This is a genomic window from Halobacillus mangrovi, from assembly GCF_002097535.1.
In the GTDB taxonomy this organism is placed as follows: domain Bacteria; phylum Bacillota; class Bacilli; order Bacillales; family Halobacillaceae; genus Halobacillus; species Halobacillus mangrovi_A.
Window position 1 is genome coordinate 174,581 of the sequence record NZ_CP020772.1, and the last position, 21,445, is coordinate 196,025.

The following is a 21,445-nucleotide window of genomic DNA, read 5'->3' on the forward strand; positions in this document are numbered from 1 at the left end:
TCTTTTATTGTTTATCGTTTTTATATTGCATATAGACGACTTGGGTGACAAGAAAGTCTTCCATTCCGTGCTTCCCATCTGCACCACCTAAGCCGGATTTACGCATTCCGGCATGATAGCCTTGAACGGCTTCAAAATTCTCTCGGTTTACGAACGTCTCACCAAATTTCAATTCATTGACGACTCGCATTGCCTCATGCATATTTTCGGTATAGACAGAAGAAGAAAGTCCATAGTCTGTGTCATTCCCTTTTTCAATCGCTTCATCAAGAGTTTTAAATGTTGTTACAGGAATAACCGGTCCAAAGATCTCTTCTTGCATAATATCCATGTCATGCTCCACGTTAGTTAGAATGGTTGGTTTGAAAAAGAAGCCTTTCTCAAGATCAGGTCTTTCTCCACCGATTTCTACTTTCGCTCCTGCATTGACCGCTTCTTTCACCATTTGTTCGACTTCTTCCAGGCGATCCTTGCTGACAAGCGGACCTACATCAGCATCCTTATTTTCACGTGGATCTCCAATGGTCAGAGATTCAAAGCGATGCCGTAATTTTTCAATAAGCTCATCGGCCACACTCTCATGGACATATACCCTCTCCGCATTCGTACACGCCTGACCATTGTTTGCCAGCCTTGAAGTAGTGATGTTCTCTGCTGCGACATCAAGATCTGCGTTAGCTGTTACGATGGCAGGAGCCTTACCTCCTAACTCCAGGTTCACTTTCGTTATGTTTTGCGCAGCTGCTTCCATTACTTTGGTACCTGCAGGGACACTCCCTGTCATCGAAATCATATGGACATTTTTATGGGATGCGAGGGCATTTCCTATTTCTGATCCTGTTCCGGTAACGACATTGTACACACCTTTAGGGATTTCCTCCATAGAATGTATGATCTTAGTAAATTCCATAGCCGTATTAGGAGTCTGCTGACTTGGTTTCAACACAATCGTACAGCCAGTTACTAGGGCTGTAGCGACTTTCCTGGCCAATATGAAGACAGGAAAGTTCCATGGAACGATTCCACCCACGACCCCAATTGGCTTTTTATAGATAAATATGTTTTCATTCGCACGGTCACTGGGAACGATTTCTCCTTCAATTCGGCGTGCCCATTCGGACATGTAGCGGAAATAATCGATAGCTAAATCAACTTCACCACTCGCAAGCTCGTAGTCTTTCCCTTGTTCTTCTTGCAAAAGGTCGATGAAGGTTGCCCGATTCTCTTCAATTCGATCTCCTAACTGACGCACAATTTTTCCACGCTCGATGTTCGGAGTCAACTCCCAGCCTTTCTGGGCTTCCACTGCTGCCTGAACTGCACGGTCTACATCCTCTTTTGTCCCTTTTGGTGTTTTTGAAATGACTTCTTCTGTCGCTGGATTTATAATATCGATCCATTCGTTTCCGGTTGATGCTGTATATTCACCATTAATATAGAGTTGATGTTCCTTCAAGAAAATTCCTCCTAAAATGATTTATGACACTCTTTCCACCATTGAACCCATCATAAACCAAAGAGTCGGTTAATCTTTTACTAACAAGGGAAAAGCAGGAATAACCTAAATGAGAAAGAAGGAGATACGATGAATGAACAAAATCAAATGTTTTGGATTTTAGGGGTAATTGGCTTATGTAACCTTATCGCCTCTATTATTCTGTATATATCCATCCAAAACCCTATGATATCTGGTCTGCTTTTCGTATCAGGACTCCTTCTGATCACAGGGGGTATTGTCGACCGAATAGAACGGAAGAAGAAAAAGAAAGATTAAAAAAAAGTCCTTTTAATAAGGACTCCTTTTTACCACTCTAATACAAAACCTTTAATTTTTTTCATTCCGCCATCTTCACTTTTCTGTTCTGCTGCAAAGTAAGGATCTTCTTCGTTCAAATAATAGTTTATCGTTTCAGGATCGAGGTAGAGCTTATACTCCAAGTCATTAATTTTATGCAGAGTAATATCGGGAATAGTCGTTTGATTTGCTTCCTCATCAATGATCAGGATATCAATATGATCATACCCGTGTGTAAGTAAGCGCTCTTTTAAATCCATAATACCAATCCTCCGTACACTATAGTCTTTTTACCCATACCCTGAAATCATTCTCTAAAAACTAATTTTATGTAAGAAAGCGGGAATACCGCTTTCAAATTTTATAAATTAATAACCGTATCCACGGCCACCTACAAAAGATGCACCAATGATGATCAATAGGATGAACAAGACAACTAATAGCGCGAAACCTCCGCCATATCCGTAGCTCATTTGCCTACCTCCTCTCTTGCTTACTTTACTACCTTATTCACTTTCAAAAGGTTAGGCAGGGCAGGAGCGGAGTTTTTTTATTTTTTATTATTCACACCAAAAATACTCGTCGGAGAGTAAGCCAGGCAAAGTATAGAGCTTGAGCAAAAAAGGCGATTCCCCATATCGGTGCCGGAATGAATTTTGTGGCGCGTGCTAAGTTTGCAGCGTCTCCCGCTTGTAACGGGGAAACAAAGCTGATCCACATGATTTCAAAAGCACTTGTTAGAGCTTCGACGAATACTAAAGAGGCTAAGAAAATTAATACGTACTGGATCAAGGTTTGATTTCCACTTCTCAATAACCATATAAAACCTGCTCCGAACGTAACGATCCAAAACAATCCATACACATTCCTCACCCAAAAAATAAGGTTGATGGCTAAGAAAGCTAACAATAGATAAATCATCCATTTGTATTGCCCTTTAACAATAAGATAGAAAAACAAGAACGAAAAAAATGATGCAAATACATAACCGGCCATACTGGTTAATACGTGGCTGACCCAAGAGGAATGACCGGTCATCGTTGTACCTGATGTATTCGGAAGCAGAGATATTCTCCTTACTTCCCCTCCTGTTAATAAAGCCATCAAGGAATGTCCGCTTTCGTGGATCATCGTATTCAATATAGCGAAATACTTCCCTGCAATCGGAAGCTGAGTCAACAATAAAGCTAAAACTAAACCAATGAGGATTTGCATTTTCATAACGACGATCCTTTCTTAATAAGAGTAGACAGAATGATTCGTCAAATTTTTTATATGGCGTTATAATAATGACTAACATTAATAACCGAGGATTGAAAAATGATAAAAAAAACAGCTCCCCTATTCTTATTCGTTCTATTTCTATTTGGCTGCGCATCAGAACCAGAACCCAAAACCACACTGACGATCTCTGCTGCAGCAAGCTTAACGGATGCTATTCAAGAAATCGTCAATACATATGAAGAAACCCATCACGTTAACATCAGACTGAATTTTGCAGGATCAGGTAAATTAGCTCAACAAATCGAGCATGGAGCACCTGTAGACCTTTACTTGTCAGCCAATCAAGCTTGGATGAACAAGCTTGAAGAAAAAAAACTTGTCGAACCCGATTCACGGACTGATTTTACATCAAATCGTATCGTAATGATCGGGCCAAAAGGTCAAGAACAACAGGGATCGCTTGAAGAGCTTCCCTCCTGGTCTACGGAACAACAGCTGGCTATTGGAGATCCAGAAAGTGTGCCTGCTGGTACTTATACGAAACAAGCCCTCCAAACGATTCAAGTTTGGAGTAAAATCCAAAGCCAGCTTGTCTTTTCTAGTGATGTCAGACAAGTGCTTGCTTATGTCGAATCAGGAAACGTAGGATATGGATTTGTCTATGCAAGTGACGCACAGATATCAGATCAGGTTTCCGTTCTGTCTACCTTAGACCCGAAATGGCATAAACCGATCATATATCCTGCTGCTATTCTATCAACTAGCGAAAAGAAAGAAGAAGCCAAATCGTTTCTTTCCTATTTATTGAGTGAACCGTCACAAAAAATCCTTCACAACTATGGTTTTCAGAAAGTGGATGATCAATGATGAACGCTTCTCCTTTATGGCTTTCTCTTAAAATAGCTACGATTGCTACCATCATCGTTTTCATAGGAGGAATCCTATTATCAAGACTTATTTCTCGTAAATTATTTCCCGGGAAAAGTATCGTTGAATCTATCCTATTACTTCCATTGGTTTTACCTCCGACAGTAGTGGGTTTCGGACTGCTCTATCTGTTTGGTAAAAATGGATGGATAGGCAAGTGGCTGCTGGAATGGTTTGATCTTCAAGTGGTTTTTACGTGGACAGGAGCTGTCATTGCTGCGATCGTCGTCTCTTTTCCCTTAATGTATCAAAGTGCAGCGGCCGCCTTTCAAAACTACGATCCTAATATCGAAAATGCAGCGTTAACCATGGGTGCTTCAAAACTTAAAGTCTTTTTCACGATATCGCTCCCCCTTGCCTGGCCTGGGCTTCTGGCGGGTCTCGTCTTAACATTTGCTCGTGCACTAGGCGAATTTGGAGCAACGCTTATGATTGCCGGCTATATTCCGGGAGAAACCGACACCATTCCCCTTGCTATATACTTTGCTGTAGAAGCGGGACGAATGGAACAAGCCCAAATGTGGGTGATTGTCATTCTTTGTCTTGGATTTAGTTCGGTGTTATGGCTGAATTGGTGGACGAAAAGAAAAATATCACCCTATCAAAGAGACTAAACGTATGGAGGCAGTTATATGCTAGAAATCACCATTCAAAAACAACTGGCTCACTTTCATCTCGATATCCATATGACCGTAGAAAATGAAATTGTTATCCTATTTGGTCCATCTGGTTCCGGTAAGACGACGATATTGAATTGTATCGCCGGGCTTACCAATCCTGATCAAGGGCAAATACAGTTGAATAACAGAATGCTTTATGCCGCGAATGAAAAACCTGTTCCCGTGCAGAAGCGTAAGGTCGGATACCTGTTTCAAGACTATGCTCTCTTTCCACATATGACTGTAAAAAAGAATATTGAATACGGAGCTGCTGATAGGGAATTAACAAATCAGCTGACACGTGTGGTCGGAATTGAGCACCTCCTGAATAAATATCCTCGACAAATTTCAGGCGGAGAAAAACAACGTGTCGCTTTAGTGCGTGCATTAGCCACTCAGCCCGATCTTTTGCTTCTGGATGAACCCTTCTCCTCTTTAGATACTAAAACAAGAGAAGAATGTCATCAGGAATTAAAACGGCTGCATGAGATGTGGAAGATTCCAATCGTTATGGTAACCCATGATGAGTACGAAGCTAAAAAGCTGGGAGATCGTATCATCTATATGCATAGAGGACAGATCATAAACGAATAGAGAGGCATATCGACCGGCGATATGCCTCTCTTCTTATGATCCAAGTATGTTATTTGAAACTAGCTCATTATCTATTCGTATCCCTATTAACAAAGATAAAGGGGGGATTTTATGGCCATGTTCATCTCGTTAATAGGGATAGCAATAGTCATTATCATTGCTATTAGAAATATGAGATCAAGCAGAGATACATTTTTAAATCGTACCGCTTATTTAACCGAAAAGACTGGTGCCGTGAAATGCCATCATTGTGAAGCTATTATGAAGCGGCAAAAGCATGGGCAGCATTGTCCAAATTGCAGATGCTGGGTGTAGATCGCCCGGCAATACAAGCGATACATGAAGCAATTTTAGGGAGGAGGTGCATATCGCTATGAGATATGAGCCTGCGGATTCGGCTATTCAAAATGAATTTCAATATATTGCTGCTCTTCAGTTGTACTCATGAGCCTTGTTACTTTTCCTACATTTCCGCCTTTCCATTCCCAAATGGTATTATGAACTTCAGCTGCGTAAAAATTGACATCCTTCGCCAAACTTTATTCAAACCTCTTTCTCTTCGCATATTTTTTAAAACAGTTTTGATTTTAGTGAAAAAAATCCTCTTCCGTAATCCTGTGAAAATCACAAGAAAACGAAAGAGGAAATATGGATACCTTATTAGTAATCTATCTGTGTACTAACTGATACTGGCTTATTAGCATTACACTGTGCGTCATTTTGATAATAACGCCCCCGGCAGGATTCGAACCTGCGACACACGGTTTAGGAAACCGATGCTCTATCCCCTGAGCTACGGGGGCTAAAAAGCGTACGTAGAATATTATACAAAACAACACGCCTATTGAAAAGCAATTTCTTTCCCAAATTGACCCATTGATGTTACTTCCTCTCTTTGTATATGATAAAATGTTATTTGTCTGTCTAAACGTATCGAACATTGTGTTTTATTGTTACTAACAGCACCCACTGAATTCATAAATGAATGATATTTTTATAAACTTTAATCAAAGGTGCACGTTTAATTGAGTGTTTAAGGAGGAGAAGAGATGGGACAAACACCTTTCATCGCTGTTGAAGGGCCCATTGGGGTAGGGAAAACGTCTCTGTCTAAAAAGCTCGCCTCCCAGTTTGATTTTCATTTGCTGAAGGAAATCGTTGAGGAGAACCCGTTTTTAGGCAAGTTTTACGATAATATTGAAGAATGGAGTTTCCAGACGGAAATGTTCTTCTTGTGTAATCGTTACAAACAACTGGAAGATATCGATCGTAAGTATTTGAAGTTAGAAAAGCCGGTTGTTGCCGATTACCACATTTCTAAAAACATGATCTTCGCACGCCGCACGTTGAGAGAAGATCAATTCGTTAAGTACTCTCAAATTTTTGATATATTAACAAACGATATGCCACGACCGAATATCATTGTTTACCTGCATGCAAGCTTAGATACCTTGCTTGAGCGTATTCGGATGAGGAATCGCGATGTTGAAGCCAATATCCAGCCGTCCTATTTGAAACAATTATCACAGGACTATGAGGATTTTATGAACCATTTTGAAGCCACACACCCTGAGATTCCTATTATTCGATTAAACGGGGATCATTTGGATTTTGTTAAACATCAAGAAGATTTGAACTATATTGTTGATCAAGTCGAGCAACATTTAAATAAAGGAGAAGTTATCAAATGAACGCACGTGAACGCTTCGGAATTCCCCATGACAGTGTGATCACGATTGCAGGAACCGTTGGAGTCGGTAAATCGACCATGACAAATGCCCTGGCGAAAGCACTGAATTTCCGTACTTCTTTAGAAAAAGTGGATACCAACCCTTACTTAGATAAGTTTTATCAAGACTTCGAGCGTTGGAGCTTCCATTTACAAATATATTTTTTAGCAGAACGTTTTAAAGAACAAAAGAAAATTTTTGAATACGGTGGAGGATTCATCCAGGATCGCTCCATTTATGAAGATACAGGCATTTTTGCTCGTATGCATTATGAAAAAGGAACCATGTCTGAAACGGATTACGAAACGTATCGTAACTTGTTTGATGCGATGGTTATGACACCTTATTTCCCGCATCCGGACTTGCTTATCTACTTGGAAGGTTCTTTTGACGATATCGTCAGCCGCATTAAAGAACGCGGTCGTCCTATGGAACAAGAAACTCCAATTGAATATTGGGAAGAGATGTTTAATCGCTATGAGAACTGGATTGATAATTTCAATTCATGTCCAGTTCTTCGATTGAATATTGCAGACTACGATGTGCTGAACAACGAAGAAAGCATCGAGCCGATTCTTGAAAAGATTGGACATTTTATTCAACAATCACGGAAGTGGCGCTCCAGCCATCTCCTAACTTAATAAATATAAAATCCTGCAGAACATAAGGTTTCTGCAGGATTTTTTTAATTTTTTCGGTTTTGATTTATGATATATTCTTTAAGCATTGTCCTATGACTGCCAATCATTTGATCAGGAAGCTTATCTGCAGAAATAAATTGAAATTGGAGCGATTCATCTGGGTCTACCTTCATATCGCCTGAAAACGATCGAGTAAAATAAGCTGTTGTCACCACGTAAAATTCATCACCGTTTTCCGCTCTAATAAATTGATCTTTTCCAGAATAGACGTTCAATAGCTTAAGATCATCTACAATTAAACCAGATTCTTCGTAGACTTCCCGTTTAGCGACTTCTTCTGTACTTTCCCCTAATTCCATCAGACCGCCTGGTAGCCCCCAAACTCCATGCGGGGACCTCCGCTGCTGGAGCAAAACCCTATCGCGATCATCGACAACAATGACTACAGAACCGACAAATATTAACGGCCTATTACCTACGATCGCACGTAAATCTTCAACGTATCCCAAAAAATCTTCCTCTCTTTAGCTCATTAGTTTGCGAGGCCAACCGTTTCTCTCATCCATTTTTCTTCTTCTAAAGCAGTGAGTAAGAAGTGGGCAACATCACTCCTGTTAATTCGTTTCCCATTTTCCGGTACAATACCTTCTGTCGAGCGATACTCTTTCGTCAGTGCTCCATCATCTAACCGCATTGGGCGTGCGATTGTATAGTTTAAATCAGCAGCCATAATCGTATTGACAGCTCTCCTATGATCTTCTAACACATTTTTTAATAGGCGTTGAGACATCCAGCCAAGAAATCCAGGAATCTCCTTATATATGCCTGCTGAGGCGACATAAAGAATTCTCCTTAGTCCGTGTTTTTGCATAGCGAGCACGATGTTTTGGGCCATTTCCTCTAAAACGGTTGAAGGTTTCAATCCTTCTGCACCCAAACAGGAAACGACAGTCTCATGTCCTTCTACAGCTCGATCTACATCAATTTTATTGAGGGCATCCCCCTGAATGATAGTCAGCCGCTCGTGGTCTACTTGCAATTTGGAAGGGGTTCGGACAAAAGCGGTGACGTAATGTCCTGCTCCCAACGCTTGTTTAACGAATTCTTTCCCTGTGCCTCCAGTGGCACCGAACACAATAATTTTCATGATTTACCCCCTTCATATATCTTCCTATTCCATTATCTATGATTTGTGCGTCAATAGAAACTGTTAATAGTCGAGCCAGGAGCTTAGAAACTCTGATTGACCACCTTCAAAGTAGTCTTCAAAATACTGAGCAAATTGTTTCGTCGTGTTTCTTTGTTTGTTATTTCTTCTTCATCCGAAGGCTTGATGTTTTCTGATGTAGATACCTTAGATGAATCTGAATACCCCCAATAGTTAATGGAAAACCCTAAAACTATAACTCCTATGATAAGCGCGGATCCATATATGCAAAACTTTTTCATAATGATCCTCCTTGCTTCTTCTACTGTAAGATATTAGGGAAAAGTGAACAAAATCCTGCTTACATATTAAAAAAGAAGAATCCCTCCGTGGAGGAATTCCTCTTTCATCATTTTTCTAATTTTGTAAGAATACTCGTTAACAGAACCGCACCTGCCACCATAAGTGCTCCAATCCAAGGTGTGTGAATCAGCCCCATAGAATCCACAACCACTCCTCCAACAAAGGAGCCGATAGCTATTCCGACATTAAAGGCAGCAATGTTTAAAGCAGAGGCAACGTTAACAGCTGATGGGATATATTTTTCTGCCAGATTTACAACTAAAATCTGCAAAGCAGGAACATTCATAAAAGCAAATAACCCCATAAGGAAGATAACAACGAGACCGATCGCTTTGAAAGGAATCGTAAACGTCATTATGAGTAGAACAATTGATTGTAGGACAAGCATCCAAAACAGAGCTTTTAGCGGGTTTTGATTTGAGACCTTGCCACCGACCGTATTACCGATCGCTACTGCTACACCATAAATGAGCAAGATCACACTGACAAAGCTCGGGTTAAAACCTGTAACTTTTTCGAGTAACGGAGCTAAATACGTAAAGGCAACAAACGTGCCGCCATAACCTAAAGCTGTGATGATAAAGGCAAGAACAATTTTTTCATTCTTCAATATTCTCATTTGTTCTTTGAATTTAGCTGATGGTGCTTCTTCAAGATTTTTCGGTACGAGAAGAGCACTGGCAATGATTCCGATGACTCCTAGTAAGGCAACTCCTCCAAAGGTAGCCCTCCATCCAAAGGTTTGACCGATGAATGTCCCTAGAGGTACACCAGTCACTGTAGCTACCGTAAGGCCCGTGAACATAAAGGCAATTGCGCTTGCCCGTTTATGCTCAGGGACTAGACTTGCTGCAATTGTGGAACCAATCGAAAAGAAGATCCCATGAGAAAAAGCTGTAACAATTCGAGCAGTGAGCAATAAACCAAAACTTGTAGAAAAAGCAGCCATTGAATTTCCTAATATAAAAATAACCATAAGTGCCATAAGCAGGCTTTTCCGATTCATTTTATTTGTCAGTGCAGTCAGCACAGGATCCCCTACAGCGTAACTCGAAATTAAAAGACCAGCAAGAGTAATCGAGATAGACAGGTCTCCGGCAATGGCTGATAATAATCCAACAGGCACAAATTCTGTCGTACCAATTCCAAACGCACTGATCGCAAGGGCAAGCAGCGCAAACGTATTCGTTTCTTGTTTATGCTGAACAGTAGATGCATGGACTCTTTCAGTTTGTGATCCCAAAGTGGAGTATGAACTGACAGAATACGGTTGGACGCTAAAAGGAGCACTCGACATGCTGTGTGAATGGGGAGAACAGCATATCGAAAAAACACATCCTAATAAAGAAGATGTGCTCTTAGATACAGATGAATTAGAAACAGTGTAAACAGAAAAAACCCTCACTGGCTTAAGCCAATGAGGGTTTTCTAAGATAATAAAAAATCGTTACATAACGTAACGATTTCTGTTCTATTAAATCTCCAATATTTATGCGCTATTGTTGAAATTAAATGGCGGAGGAGGAGGGATTCGAACCCCCGCGAGGCGCAAACCTCCTGGCGGTTTTCAAGACCGCTCCCTTCAGCCGGACTTGGGTACTCCTCCGTGTGACCGACAATGAATATAATATCATGGTGATGTTAATCCGTCAATAAAATAAAAGAATTTTTTCTATAAAAATTTCTTTAGTGACTGAATCACCTTTGCCACTCCGTTATTATACTAATCCCCAAACTTGAAGTCAATCCGTGGAATAAAATCTTAGTCGTATGCGTGCTTTTTTACTACCGGTGAAGGGTGAGACCACGCTCTCGGAACAGGAGGATGTTGACGAAGCGGTATTTCTGGATAAAAGGAAAGCCGAACGAATGTTTACACATCGTTCGGCTTTCCCTTTAGATTCAACGCTTTTGACTTAAGCTTTTCAGCCCATTATTTAATGACTTCTTTTCCACCCATGTACGGACGCAAAACCTCCGGTACGACTACAGAACCATCCGCTTGCTGATAATTTTCCAAGATTGCCGCAACGGTACGTCCAATAGCTAATCCAGAGCCATTCAACGTATGAACAAATTCCGGCTTTCCTTTTTCCTCACGACGGAAGCGAATGCCAGCACGACGGGCCTGGAAATCCTCAAAGTTAGAGCAAGAGCTGATTTCACGGAACGTATCCTGGCTCGGAATCCATACTTCAATATCGTATTTCTTTGCTGCCGTAAAACCAAGGTCTCCCGTGCACATGCTCATGACACGGTAAGGCAATTTGAGCAATTGAAGAACTTTTTCTGCGTGTCCTGTCAATTCCTCCAGCACGTCATAAGATTCTTCTGGTTTCGCAAGCTGAACGAGTTCAACTTTATTGAATTGGTGTTGGCGGATGAGACCTCGCGTATCCCTTCCGGCAGAACCGGCTTCAGAACGGAAGTTGGTGCTGAAGGCTACGAATTTTTGTGGCAGATCTTCAGCAGATAGGATTTCCTCTCGATGGAAGTTCGTAACAGGCACTTCTGCAGTCGGAACTAAGAAATAATCCCATCCTTCAATTTTAAAGGCATCCTCTTCGAACTTAGGCAGCTGGCCTGTTCCTGTCATAGATGTACGGTTTACCATTTGCGGTGGTAGCATTTCCTGATAGCCGTGTTCATCAGCGTGAAGGTCCATCATGAAGTTGAGCAGAGCACGCTCTAGACGGGCTCCAAGACCTTTATAGAAGACGAAACGGCTTCCAGTTACTTTAGAGGCACGTTCGAAATCTAAAATACCTAGATCAGCAGCTACATCCCAGTGTGCTTTCGTTTCAAAATCGAAATCAGGAGCTTCTCCCCATGTTCTTGCTTCTATATTATCGTCTTCATCTTCTCCTACAGGGACACTTTCATGCGGGATGTTCGGAATAGATAAAAGCATGGTTTCTAATTTTTCTTCCACTTCCTTCAGCTCTGTATCCAGTGTTTTGATACGATCGCCGACCTCACGCATTTCTTTAATTTTGTCATCAGCATCTTCTTTTGCTTTTTTCAGCTGAGAAATCTCTTTGGAAACTTCATTACGACGGGCTTTCAATTCTTCTGTTTCTTTGATTAATTCACGGCGTCTAACATCCAGATCACCAAAAGCATCAAGATCAGAGAGATCCTCTCCACGGTTTTTCAATTTCTCTTTGACTTCATCAAAATTTTGACGCAAATATTTCATATCTAACATGGCTATATCCTCCTTTTATTGTGTATATAAAATAAAAAACTCCCGTCCCTTTAGAAAAGGGACGAGAGCTTTGGTTTTATAGCTTCCCGCGATACCACCCAGGTTGAAGATCACATACTGATCTTCCGGCTTAACTCATAACGGTGAGGGCCGGCCCGACATACTGATTGGTTTCAGTCAGGCACTCAAGGATGGATTCACGCATCTCTTTTGTCAGTTTCCACCACCCACTGACTCTCTAAGAAAAGAAGATCACGCTACTATTTCCTATCATCGCGTTAATGATTAGTGATTGTGTTACATAAGATTAGCTGAAAATGATTTATAATGCAAGTGTTTTTTTGGATTCTTCTACCATTTGCACAAAATGAGCTGTCAAACGATGGTCATCCGTCAATTCAGGATGGAATGAACAAGCCAAATAGTGCCCTTGCTGAGCAGCTACGATATGACCATTGTAAGTTGCCAGCACTTCTGTTTCTTCACCTACACCCTCAATATATGGAGCTCGGATGAACACAGCATTATAACCTTCCGCTACACCTTTAATATCGAGATCTGCCTCAAAGCTTTCACGCTGACGTCCAAAAGCATTTCGACGGACTTTGATATCCATGACGCCTAAATGTACATCGTAGGAACCGTCAATCTCAGAAGCAAGCAAAATCAAACCGGCGCATGTGCCAAAGATAGGTTTCCCTTGTAATCCGAATTGACGAATCGGTTCAAGAAAATCATATTTATCGATAAGACGGCGAATAGTTGTACTTTCGCCTCCTGGAATGATTAGACCATCAATTTCATCCAGCTGTTCTTTCTTTTTCACTACAACGGCTTCTGCACCTGTAGCTTCTACAGAACGAACATGCTCACGAAAGGCTCCTTGAAGTCCTAATACACCGATAGTAGTCATGATGCATGTCTCCTTTATGTTTCAAACTTAGGACGACTGTCGCTAAACAGTCGCCTCTACACCTAATCTATCCGGTTGCGGCTCCTAGCGACTAGCGAGACTTCCCTCGCTTCTGTACGATAAGTCAACATCGAATCACTTCGTTCTTCGTGTTTCCTTTATCTCCTCCAGCTCAGTCCAGTCCGTACGTCGCTGAACAGTCGCCTCCACACTTAATTATTATTGACTTCTATCCTGCATGCGTTGGTCAGCGGTAAGTGTAGACATTTCCATACCCTTCATAGCTGTTCCAAGACCTTTAGATAGTTCACCAATTAGCTTGTAATCGTCATAGTGTGTCGTTGCTTCTACGATTGCTCGTGCGAATTTCTCAGGGTTGTTGGATTTGAAGATTCCGGATCCAACAAATACTCCGTCTGCACCAAGCTGCATCATAAGAGATGCGTCAGCTGGAGTAGCGATTCCGCCTGCAGCGAAGTTTACGACCGGAAGACGGCCTTCTTCACGAATTTCCATTAAAAGATCAAATGGAGCGCCGTTTTCTTTCGCATATACCATGATTTCATCTTCGGAAAGACCACGAAGGTGACGGATTTGAGACTGAACTTTACGCATGTGACTTACAGCTTCAACAATGTTTCCTGTACCTGGTTCACCTTTTGTACGAAGCATAGATGCGCCTTCACGAATACGACGAGTTGCTTCACCAAGGTCACGACAACCACATACGAATGGTACAGTGTACTCATCTTTTTTAATGTGGTAAATTTCATCAGCAGGGGTTAGCACTTCACTTTCGTCGATATAATCAACGCCCATAGCTTCAAGTACACGAGCTTCTGTGATATGGCCGATACGTGCTTTAGCCATAACTGGAATGGACACAGCATTCATAACCTCTTCGACAATGGTCGGGTCAGCCATACGAGCGACTCCGCCAGCTGCACGAATATCCGCTGGAACGCGTTCTAGAGCCATTACGGCTACAGCACCCGCTTCTTCAGCGATTTTAGCTTGCTCAGCATTTACGACGTCCATGATGACGCCACCTTTTTGCATTTCGGCCATACCGCGTTTTACGCGATCCGTACCTGTTTGTGACATGATATATTCCTCCCTAATCAGCTATATCGATCTATCATTGAATGATCGTGAATCATAGATTCTTATCCTCTATTGTAACGCAATCAAGCCTCAAATCCTACTATTTATATTGGCTTTTCTAATTAAAACCAGCCTTTAACCATATCGACAGCACCAGTAAATACATCAGCAAAAAAGTCACCGATACCACCTAGCATTAACATAAACCAATTCGACTTTTCTACAGAGGAAGTTGTTACCAAATCAACCGTCGTGGAGTTTCTATCTGGCAGGATATTGCCATAAGATTCCTCACCGCTATAAACAACCTCAGCTGTACCGATCTTTTGACCTTTTTCAACAGGCGCTTCCAGTTTTCCGTCCTCATTCAACTGATCCTTATTAATGTTGTATTGGATAGAATACTGCTCTTCTTCCCCGTTTTTCACAAGAGTTTGAACAGCTTCTTTCGTTTCGATCTCGACTGTTTCCTCTTTACCTTTAGCTACCTCTAACTTCGATTCGTCTTTAAGCTGGTATCCTGCATCGAATAATTGCTTTCTTTCGAAGTGTTGGAAACCGTAATCAAAAAGTTTTGCAGTCTGGCGGAAACGTGATTCTCTTGAATCAGCCTTCATGACAACCGCAATCAGACGCTGTCCATCCTGTTCGGCCGTTCCTGTAAACGTATTACCTGCAAGTTCTGTGTAACCTGTTTTTAGTCCATCGACACCTTCATATCCAAAAGCAGCAAGGTGGCCCGGCATATTCGGAATCATCCAGTTCCAGTTCGTTACCGTTTGTCCATCAAATTCTGCCGTTGGCTTGCTGGAGAATTCCAGTGCCTCTGGGTAGTCATTGATCAAGTGGTAACCGAGCAAAGCAGCGGCTCTTGCGGAAAGCATGTTCGTTGCATCCGGCTCTGTTCCTTCTGGATAGTTATCCCCTAAGTGAGAATTATTAAGCCCTGTAGAATTAACAAACTCATAATCGGGCAATCCCATTTCCTTAGCTTTCTCATTCATCATTTTCACAAATTCACTTTCAGACCCAGCAATTAATTCTGCAAGCGTAATTGTCGTTGCATTATCAGAATTAACCGCCATTGCCGTATAGAGTTCGCGAACGGTGTAATCTTTATCCATCTTTAAGCCTACGCCTGAAAATTCAGGGTTAGCTGAGATTTCATAAGCATATTCACTGATCTGGGTCGTTGTATCCCAACTAATTGACCCTTCTTTTATCGCTTCAAGTACTAAGTACTCTGTCATCATCTTCGTCATACTCGCAGGAGGCAAGGTTAAATCTGCTTCTTTATCAAATAATACCTTCCCCGTTTCAGCGTCTACCAAAATGGCTGATTTCGCCTCTAAATCAACCGTAGCCGCATATGTATGTTTAGGAATTGCAAAAGCTCCGGTCATCGTCATAATAATTGCCAATGTAATGGCCAGTGATGCTTTGAATCTTTGTATCAACTTACTCGACCTCCACCCTTAAAATATGCATCTTTGTTATTTTATCACATGCTTAAACAAAAAAATAGACAGGGAAAAGTCCCTGTCTAGCAACTATTTACCAGGTCAAACGGAGTAGTTTGGTGATTCCTTAGTAATCTGAACGTCATGCGGGTGACTTTCGCGCAAGCCCGCGCCGGTAATTCTTGTAAACTTCGAATCGTTTCTAAGTGCATCGATCGTCGGAGTTCCGCAATATCCCATTCCTGAGCGCAATCCACCAAGCAGCTGATGAATGCTGTCTGCAAGAGGTCCTTTGTAAGGCATGCGTCCTTCAATTCCTTCTGGTACGAGCTTCTTGGATTCTTGTTCACTTTGGAAGTAACGATCTTTCGAGCCAGATTCCATTGCTCCAACAGATCCCATTCCTCGGTAAACTTTGAAACGACGTCCTTGGAAGATTTCCGTTTCTCCAGGACTTTCTGTCACACCTGCAAGCAGACTGCCGAGCATGACCGCATGTCCACCTGCTGCAAGAGCTTTGACGATGTCACCGGAATATTTGATTCCGCCGTCAGCAATTACTGGTTTGTTATATTTTTCTGCTTCTCTTGCGCAGTCATAAACGGCAGTAATTTGCGGAACACCTACACCAGCAACAACACGGGTTGTACAGATGGAACCAGGACCGATTCCCACTTTTACAACGTCCGTACCCGCTTCAATCAATTCGCGCGTAGCTTCAGCTGTAGCTACATTCCCTGCAATGATATTGATCTCAGGATATTTCGCGCGAATACGCTTCACTTGCTCAATAACTCCTTGAGAATGGCCGTGAGCGGTATCGACAACAAGAGCATCTACGCCCGCCTCAACAAGTTTGTCAATACGAGTCATTGCATCCGCTGTTACCCCAACAGCAGCGGCACAGAGCAAGCGTCCTTGCTCGTCCTTAGCTGAATGCGGAAATTCAATGACTTTTTCAATATCTTTAATCGTGATAAGGCCTTTAAGAATTCCTTGACTATCGACCATTGGGAGCTTCTCAATCTTGTATTTCTGCAAGATTTTCTCTGCTTCATCCAAAGTCGTACCTACAGGAGCTGTCACAAGGTCCTCGCTCGTCATCACATCGCTGATTTGAATAGAATAATCCTCGATGAATCGCAGATCACGGTTCGTAATGATCCCAACAAGCTTTTGTTCCTCTACGTTGTTTACAATCGGTACGCCAGAAATGCGGAATTTACCCATCAGATGTTCGGCATCGAATACCTGATGCTCTGGGGTCAAGAAGAATGGATTAGTAATGACGCCACTTTCAGAGCGCTTGACACGATCGACGTGCTCGGCTTGTTCTTCAATCGACATATTTTTGTGGATGACGCCCAGGCCTCCTTGACGGGCCATGCCGATCGCCATGCTCGCCTCGGTTACCGTATCCATACCCGCACTGATAATTGGCATATTCAATTTCAACGTCGGGCTTAGTTCTGTAGCTAACGATACATCTCGAGGCAGTACGTCCGATTTAGCCGGCAATAAAAGGACATCATCAAATGTTAATCCTTCTTTTGTAAACTTATCCTCACGCATGCTTGATCTCTCCTTTTTCTTAAAATAGTTTAGCTAAAGGTGGGTAAAATAAGTGGGTAATACGTAACACAATTACTTATTGTTATTTACAATACGACAATGATAGTGCTTTTTCAACCTAAAAAAATTTGCCAGCCATCACAAATTTCAATTGAAAGCACACGAATTTCCATTTGGATAAGAAAGAAAGGAGAGAGCTTATGAAAAATACAGATCCTATCCTTACATACTTACAAGTGACTGCTCATACAAGACCTTTCCTTTCTGCTTGTTATGAAAAAATCGAGCATCCTAAAGCTGATCACCATGCCTTTCACAATGCTGAACGGTTCATGTATGGTCTGACCATGGGAAACGACTATTGGACGACTGCTGAACGAACGCCGCTTAGTGTTCAACCGCTTCTCTACTATTACGGTTTGAACCATTATTTAAAAAGCTTAATTTTAACAGTTGATCCTGGTTATCCAGCGACAGCAAAAGTGCTTGCGCACGGATTGTCTACTAGAAAAAGAAAAAAGCAGCACTATCGTTTTTTAGAGGATGATGTACGGATTCAGCCACACGGTCTGTTTCCCTATGCTGCGCAGCATTTATTCAGCTTCTCGTCGTCTAAAGAAAAAATATCTATGGATGAACTACTTTATCCATTGGAACCTATGGCTTCCATGTATCAATTCAAGCCTGAAAAAGATAGAGAGATAGAAGAAAAATGGCCGCCGCTGCTTGCTTATTTTGCGGTACTTTATAACCTCAGTATGCTCGTTCGGTATGAAGGGGAATGGTGGGGAGAAATGCAGCAAATGAGAGACAGAGAAGATTACGTCTTCATCGTCCAATTCTTACAGGCGGCATCAGGGCAAATTCCTGTGCTCATTTCTGATTGGCTAAAAGAGCAATTCTCATCCACGTAATTGTCCCTGCAAAATAATTCCACATTTAAGCCTTCTCATCTTGAAAAAATGATATCGAGATGTTGATCCGTTTTATGTGGCGGAGTTTCCGTTACCAGAATAGAGATAGGAGATCCAGGAAATCGCTCGCTTTCTGTGGGAGTCCGGTGAGCTTCCTCAGGCTTCGCCTTGCAGGATCTCACCATAGACTTTTGTCCCTCAGGAGTCTCGCAATTTCCCAGATCTCCTTCCGATTGTTTGGAAGAACGGAAACGCCTTAAAAGTGATTTGGATAAAGCACTTTGCTGTGAAAGACATCTGATATTAATTGATGGGGAGGTTCATCTCCTGACAGCAGGGGTGGCTGTGAAACGGCGAGACTCCCGCGGGAGAAGGAGCTAGGCGAGACCCGACAAGGAGCAAAGCGACTGAGGAGGCTTGCCAGTTCCCCCGCAGGAAAGCGAGTCGTTTCACAGCCCCCCAAACCTCTGCAAAGGTAACGGATTCAAGTTCACATCAATCCTAATTTTCCACTATCCTGCTATTAATAGGAATACCATAATAATATCACCGGCTGGTTATTAGGTTCTATGAATGAAAAAAGCCGTCTGCCGGGTTCGACAGACGACTCGTTTATATTATTCTTCGTCAGATTCACCTTCAGCAGAGTCCTGCTCTACTTCCGGGTCCTCAGATGGTGCTTCAGCAGCAGAACTTTGTTCAACCGCTTCTTCGATCATTTCTTCCTCTTCTTTTTCAGACTCAACTCGAGCAACAGTAGCCACTTCTTCACCATCACCCAGGCGGATCAAACGCACGCCCTGAGTATTACGTCCTGTCTCAGAAATACTTTCGACAGGCATTCGGATTAGAACGCCGCTGGCCGTAATAATCATGATGTCTTCTTCACCATTGACGGCCTTCGTAGCCACAACTTGACCATTTTTATCCGTCAAGTTACACGTAATGATTCCTTTACCACCACGGTTCGTGATCCGGTAATCCGTAGCTGCTGTACGCTTCCCGTAACCTTTGCTTGTAACGGTTAGAACTTGAAGAGAGTCATCAAGAATTTCCATGGAGACGACCTTGTCATCTTCACGTAAGGAAATACCTTTCACTCCTGCAGCTGTACGTCCCATAGCTCTGATCTGATCTTCATTGAAACGGATCAAATACCCATTTTGCGTACCGATCATAATATCTTTGGCCCCGTCAGTCAGACGAACGGAAATAAGTTCATCATCTTCACGTAAGCCAAGAGCAATGAGGCCGCCTTTACGGATATTAGCAAATTGAGAAAGTGTGGTACGCTTCGTAATCCCGTTTTTCGTCGTAAAGACAAGGTACCAGTCATCAACGAAGTCTTCAACGGCTATAACTGCGTTGATCCATTCATCTCGCTCAATATTCAGCATATTGATGATTGGGATCCCTTTAGCTGTACGACTGAATTCAGGCACTTCATACCCTTTTGCTTTATATACCTTCCCTTTGTTGGAGAAGAATAAAAGCGTGTTATGGGTGGAAGTGGAAAGCAGGTGTTCCACAAAGTCTTCTTCATGCGTTCCCATTCCCTGAACACCACGGCCGCCTCTTCGTTGCGAGCGGTACGTGCTTGCAGGAAGACGCTTCACATAGCCCTGGTGGGTCAGGGTCACAATGATCGTTTCTTCTGGAATCAGGTCTTCATCTTCAATGAAGTCTGAGCCACCAAGAACGATTTCTGTACGGCGTTCGTCATTATAACGCTCTTTAATATCGAGGAGTTCTTCGCGAATAATTTCGAGAACTTTTTCATCATCGGCTAAAATAGCTTTTAATTCAGCGATCAATTTAACAAGATCTTGATATTCATCTTCAATTTTCTCACGCTCTAAGCCAGTTAGACGCTGAAGACGCATATCGAGAATCGCCTGAGCCTGCTTTTCAGAAAGCCCGAAACGTTCCATCAATCCTGTACGTGCAATCTCAGTTGTCTGAGATTCACGAATGAGTGTAATAACCTCATCCAAATGATCAAGAGCCACACGCAATCCTTCAAGGATGTGAGCGCGCGCTTCTGCTTTACGAAGTTCATATGCCGTCCGGCGTTTGATGACTTCTTTTTGGTGCTCTAAATAATATTCAAGACACTGCTTCAAGTTCAATACTCTTGGATGGCCCTTGACAAGGGCAAGCATATTGATCCCGAATGTGGACTGCAGAGCTGTCATTTTGTAAAGATTGTTCAATAGGACGTTAGGATTTGCGTCGCGTCGTAATTCAATGACAACTCGCATGCCGTTACGGTCGGACTCATCCCGCAAATCGGTGATGCCATCAATCTTCTTATCACGAGCGAGTTCGGCAATTTTTTCAACGAGCCGGGCTTTATTGACCTGGTAAGGCAGTTCGGTAACAATAAGGCGAGCTTTTCCATTCGCCTGCTCTTCAATATCCACTTTTGCACGGACAGTAATGGAACCTTTCCCTGTTTCGTAAGCTTTTCGTATTCCACTTAGACCGAGGATTTTACCTGATGTAGGGAAATCCGGACCATAAATGTAATTTTCCATCAAATCCTGAATAGTGATCTCAGGATCCTTACTGACAGCAAGAACAGCATCGATGACTTCCCCAAGCTGGTGAGGAGGAATATTCGTAGCCATTCCGACAGCGATTCCTGATCCTCCGTTTACGAGCAGGTTCGGGAATTTAGCCGGTAGGACGATTGGTTCTTTCTCAGTGCCATCGTAGTTGTCGTTGTAGTCAATTGTGTCTTTATTAATGTCACGCAGAATTTCCATAGAAATCTTAGACATGCGCGCCTCAGTATAACGCATCGCAGCAGCAGCATCTCCGTCCACAGAACCGAAGTTACCGTGGCCGTCTACGAGCATGTAGCGATAGTTGAAATCCTGAGCCATACGTACCATCGTATCGTAAACAGCTGAGTCACCATGCGGGTGATACTTACCGATTACTTCCCCGACAATACGTGCGGATTTCTTATATGCTTTATCGGCGTGCATTCCCAAATCATGCATAGCATACAGAATCCGTCGGTGTACGGGTTTTAAACCGTCACGCACATCAGGAAGGGCACGTGCAACGATAACACTCATCGCATAGTCCAAGAAGGATGTACGCATTTCTTGACTAATATTTACTTCCTGCACGCGTGGGCGTTCGGGTTGATCCACCATTCTTTTTACCTCCTATAACAACTCGGA

23 protein-coding genes, 2 tRNA genes and 1 other annotated feature are annotated in these 21,445 nt (G+C 42.4%); of the genes, 8 read left to right on the forward strand and 17 right to left on the reverse strand.

Going from position 1 to position 21,445, the window contains the following annotated elements:
* Positions 1 to 4: 4 nt before the first annotated feature.
* Entirely contained in the window at positions 5 to 1,456 is a 1,452-nt protein-coding gene (aldA, locus tag HM131_RS01030) for an aldehyde dehydrogenase (RefSeq protein ID WP_085027081.1), read from the reverse strand.
* A 129-nt stretch (positions 1,457 to 1,585) separates the two neighbouring features.
* Here aldA and HM131_RS01035 point away from each other — a divergent pair, with 129 nt between their 5' ends.
* Positions 1,586 to 1,774, forward strand: coding sequence for a hypothetical protein (locus HM131_RS01035; RefSeq protein ID WP_085027083.1), 189 nt, complete (start codon positions 1,586 to 1,588; stop codon positions 1,772 to 1,774).
* 29 nt (positions 1,775 to 1,803) lie between these two features.
* On the opposite strand, the gene HM131_RS01040 is transcribed toward HM131_RS01035, so the two are convergent.
* The 3 genes from HM131_RS01040 to HM131_RS01050 all read right to left on the reverse strand — a co-directional run bounded on the left by HM131_RS01040 (position 1,804) and on the right by HM131_RS01050 (position 3,016).
* Positions 1,804 to 2,055, reverse strand: coding sequence for a hypothetical protein (locus tag HM131_RS01040; RefSeq protein WP_085027085.1), 252 nt, complete (start codon positions 2,053 to 2,055; stop codon positions 1,804 to 1,806).
* A gap of 108 nt (positions 2,056 to 2,163) precedes the next feature.
* The gene (locus HM131_RS01045; protein ID WP_085027086.1) at positions 2,164 to 2,268 is read right to left on the reverse strand and encodes a YjcZ family sporulation protein; all 105 of its coding nucleotides are present in this window, start codon (positions 2,266 to 2,268) and stop codon (positions 2,164 to 2,166) included.
* 91 nt (positions 2,269 to 2,359) lie between these two features.
* Positions 2,360 to 3,016 (reverse strand): M50 family metallopeptidase, encoded by a 657-nt coding sequence (locus HM131_RS01050; protein ID WP_085027088.1) that lies wholly within the window; start codon positions 3,014 to 3,016, stop codon positions 2,360 to 2,362.
* 99 nt (positions 3,017 to 3,115) lie between these two features.
* Between HM131_RS01050 and modA the strand changes: the two genes are divergently transcribed.
* From modA to HM131_RS01070, 4 genes are all read left to right on the forward strand, one after another.
* Positions 3,116 to 3,886 carry a molybdate ABC transporter substrate-binding protein gene (gene modA / locus HM131_RS01055; protein ID WP_085027090.1) on the forward strand — a complete coding sequence of 257 codons (771 nt, stop codon included), beginning with the start codon at positions 3,116 to 3,118 and terminating at the stop codon, positions 3,884 to 3,886.
* Positions 3,886 to 4,560, forward strand: a complete 675-nt coding sequence (gene modB / locus HM131_RS01060) for a molybdate ABC transporter permease subunit (RefSeq protein WP_085031720.1) — start codon at positions 3,886 to 3,888, stop codon at positions 4,558 to 4,560. The genes modA and modB overlap by 1 nt, the downstream gene beginning before the upstream one ends.
* A gap of 18 nt (positions 4,561 to 4,578) precedes the next feature.
* Positions 4,579 to 5,199 (forward strand): ATP-binding cassette domain-containing protein, encoded by a 621-nt coding sequence (locus tag HM131_RS01065; protein WP_085027092.1) that lies wholly within the window; start codon positions 4,579 to 4,581, stop codon positions 5,197 to 5,199.
* A gap of 111 nt (positions 5,200 to 5,310) precedes the next feature.
* Positions 5,311 to 5,514 (forward strand): hypothetical protein, encoded by a 204-nt coding sequence (locus HM131_RS01070; RefSeq protein WP_085027094.1) that lies wholly within the window; start codon positions 5,311 to 5,313, stop codon positions 5,512 to 5,514.
* 83 nt (positions 5,515 to 5,597) lie between these two features.
* On the opposite strand, the gene HM131_RS20540 is transcribed toward HM131_RS01070, so the two are convergent.
* On the reverse strand, positions 5,598 to 5,735 hold the full coding sequence (locus HM131_RS20540) for a DUF6241 domain-containing protein (RefSeq protein WP_157130736.1): 138 nt from the start codon (positions 5,733 to 5,735) through the stop codon (positions 5,598 to 5,600).
* A gap of 194 nt (positions 5,736 to 5,929) precedes the next feature.
* Positions 5,930 to 6,002, reverse strand: a tRNA-Arg gene (locus HM131_RS01075).
* 246 nt (positions 6,003 to 6,248) lie between these two features.
* Here HM131_RS01075 and HM131_RS01080 point away from each other — a divergent pair.
* Positions 6,249 to 6,890, forward strand: a complete 642-nt coding sequence (locus HM131_RS01080) for a deoxynucleoside kinase (RefSeq protein ID WP_085027096.1) — start codon at positions 6,249 to 6,251, stop codon at positions 6,888 to 6,890.
* Positions 6,887 to 7,570, forward strand: a complete 684-nt coding sequence (locus tag HM131_RS01085; protein WP_085027098.1) for a deoxynucleoside kinase — start codon at positions 6,887 to 6,889, stop codon at positions 7,568 to 7,570. Before HM131_RS01080 ends, HM131_RS01085 begins: the two co-directional genes overlap by 4 nt.
* Before the next feature lie 44 nt (positions 7,571 to 7,614).
* On the opposite strand, the gene HM131_RS01090 is transcribed toward HM131_RS01085, so the two are convergent.
* The 10 genes from HM131_RS01090 to guaB form a co-directional block, all read right to left on the reverse strand.
* Positions 7,615 to 8,079 carry an NUDIX hydrolase gene (locus HM131_RS01090; RefSeq protein WP_085027100.1) on the reverse strand — a complete coding sequence of 155 codons (465 nt, stop codon included), beginning with the start codon at positions 8,077 to 8,079 and terminating at the stop codon, positions 7,615 to 7,617.
* A 23-nt stretch (positions 8,080 to 8,102) separates the two neighbouring features.
* Complete coding sequence (locus HM131_RS01095) at positions 8,103 to 8,717, reverse strand: NAD(P)-dependent oxidoreductase (protein ID WP_085027102.1); 615 nt, start codon at positions 8,715 to 8,717, stop codon at positions 8,103 to 8,105.
* A gap of 83 nt (positions 8,718 to 8,800) precedes the next feature.
* Positions 8,801 to 9,019: a hypothetical protein gene (locus HM131_RS01100; protein WP_085027104.1), complete on the reverse strand. Its 219-nt coding sequence runs from the start codon at positions 9,017 to 9,019 to the stop codon at positions 8,801 to 8,803.
* 107 nt (positions 9,020 to 9,126) lie between these two features.
* Positions 9,127 to 10,323 carry an MFS transporter gene (locus HM131_RS01105; RefSeq protein WP_232324840.1) on the reverse strand — a complete coding sequence of 399 codons (1,197 nt, stop codon included), beginning with the start codon at positions 10,321 to 10,323 and terminating at the stop codon, positions 9,127 to 9,129.
* Positions 10,324 to 10,593: 270 nt separating this feature from the next.
* Positions 10,594 to 10,686, reverse strand: a tRNA-Ser gene (locus HM131_RS01115).
* 327 nt (positions 10,687 to 11,013) lie between these two features.
* Positions 11,014 to 12,288 carry a serine--tRNA ligase gene (gene serS, locus HM131_RS01120; protein WP_085027108.1) on the reverse strand — a complete coding sequence of 425 codons (1,275 nt, stop codon included), beginning with the start codon at positions 12,286 to 12,288 and terminating at the stop codon, positions 11,014 to 11,016.
* 54 nt (positions 12,289 to 12,342) lie between these two features.
* Positions 12,343 to 12,571, reverse strand: a binding site (T-box leader).
* 39 nt (positions 12,572 to 12,610) lie between these two features.
* The gene (pdxT, locus tag HM131_RS01125; RefSeq protein ID WP_085027110.1) at positions 12,611 to 13,201 is read right to left on the reverse strand and encodes a pyridoxal 5'-phosphate synthase glutaminase subunit PdxT; all 591 of its coding nucleotides are present in this window, start codon (positions 13,199 to 13,201) and stop codon (positions 12,611 to 12,613) included.
* Positions 13,202 to 13,420: 219 nt separating this feature from the next.
* On the reverse strand, positions 13,421 to 14,305 hold the full coding sequence (pdxS, locus tag HM131_RS01130; protein ID WP_085027112.1) for a pyridoxal 5'-phosphate synthase lyase subunit PdxS: 885 nt from the start codon (positions 14,303 to 14,305) through the stop codon (positions 13,421 to 13,423).
* Between the two features lie 122 nt (positions 14,306 to 14,427).
* A complete protein-coding gene (locus HM131_RS01135; RefSeq protein ID WP_408607088.1) occupies positions 14,428 to 15,762 on the reverse strand; it encodes a serine hydrolase in 1,335 nt (444 codons plus the stop codon).
* A 105-nt stretch (positions 15,763 to 15,867) separates the two neighbouring features.
* Entirely contained in the window at positions 15,868 to 17,337 is a 1,470-nt protein-coding gene (gene guaB / locus HM131_RS01140; RefSeq protein ID WP_085027114.1) for an IMP dehydrogenase, read from the reverse strand.
* A 200-nt stretch (positions 17,338 to 17,537) separates the two neighbouring features.
* On the opposite strand from guaB, the gene HM131_RS01145 reads away from it, so the two are divergent.
* On the forward strand, positions 17,538 to 18,251 hold the full coding sequence (locus HM131_RS01145) for a YaaC family protein (RefSeq protein ID WP_085027116.1): 714 nt from the start codon (positions 17,538 to 17,540) through the stop codon (positions 18,249 to 18,251).
* Between the two features lie 617 nt (positions 18,252 to 18,868).
* Here the strand turns inward: HM131_RS01145 and gyrA are convergent.
* Positions 18,869 to 21,418: a DNA gyrase subunit A gene (gyrA, locus tag HM131_RS01150; protein ID WP_085027118.1), complete on the reverse strand. Its 2,550-nt coding sequence runs from the start codon at positions 21,416 to 21,418 to the stop codon at positions 18,869 to 18,871.
* Positions 21,419 to 21,445: the final 27 nt, after the last annotated feature.

Coding starts and splice junctions, on each gene's coding strand:
- HM131_RS01035 (WP_085027083.1), top strand. CDS start 1,586: ATGAATGAACAAAATCAAATGTTTTGGATTTTAGGGGTAATTGGCTTA.
- HM131_RS01040 (WP_085027085.1), bottom strand. CDS start 2,055: ATGGATTTAAAAGAGCGCTTACTTACACACGGGTATGATCATATTGAT.
- HM131_RS01045 (WP_085027086.1), bottom strand. CDS start 2,268: ATGAGCTACGGATATGGCGGAGGTTTCGCGCTATTAGTTGTCTTGTTC.
- HM131_RS01050 (WP_085027088.1), bottom strand. CDS start 3,016: ATGAAAATGCAAATCCTCATTGGTTTAGTTTTAGCTTTATTGTTGACT.
- modA (WP_085027090.1), top strand. CDS start 3,116: ATGATAAAAAAAACAGCTCCCCTATTCTTATTCGTTCTATTTCTATTT.
- modB (WP_085031720.1), top strand. CDS start 3,886: ATGAACGCTTCTCCTTTATGGCTTTCTCTTAAAATAGCTACGATTGCT.
- HM131_RS01065 (WP_085027092.1), top strand. CDS start 4,579: ATGCTAGAAATCACCATTCAAAAACAACTGGCTCACTTTCATCTCGAT.
- HM131_RS01070 (WP_085027094.1), top strand. CDS start 5,311: ATGGCCATGTTCATCTCGTTAATAGGGATAGCAATAGTCATTATCATT.
- HM131_RS01080 (WP_085027096.1), top strand. CDS start 6,249: ATGGGACAAACACCTTTCATCGCTGTTGAAGGGCCCATTGGGGTAGGG.
- HM131_RS01085 (WP_085027098.1), top strand. CDS start 6,887: ATGAACGCACGTGAACGCTTCGGAATTCCCCATGACAGTGTGATCACG.
- HM131_RS01095 (WP_085027102.1), bottom strand. CDS start 8,717: ATGAAAATTATTGTGTTCGGTGCCACTGGAGGCACAGGGAAAGAATTC.
- HM131_RS01100 (WP_085027104.1), bottom strand. CDS start 9,019: ATGAAAAAGTTTTGCATATATGGATCCGCGCTTATCATAGGAGTTATA.
- serS (WP_085027108.1), bottom strand. CDS start 12,288: ATGTTAGATATGAAATATTTGCGTCAAAATTTTGATGAAGTCAAAGAG.
- pdxT (WP_085027110.1), bottom strand. CDS start 13,201: ATGACTACTATCGGTGTATTAGGACTTCAAGGAGCCTTTCGTGAGCAT.
- pdxS (WP_085027112.1), bottom strand. CDS start 14,305: ATGTCACAAACAGGTACGGATCGCGTAAAACGCGGTATGGCCGAAATG.
- guaB (WP_085027114.1), bottom strand. CDS start 17,337: ATGCGTGAGGATAAGTTTACAAAAGAAGGATTAACATTTGATGATGTC.
- HM131_RS01145 (WP_085027116.1), top strand. CDS start 17,538: ATGAAAAATACAGATCCTATCCTTACATACTTACAAGTGACTGCTCAT.
- gyrA (WP_085027118.1), bottom strand. CDS start 21,418: ATGGTGGATCAACCCGAACGCCCACGCGTGCAGGAAGTAAATATTAGT.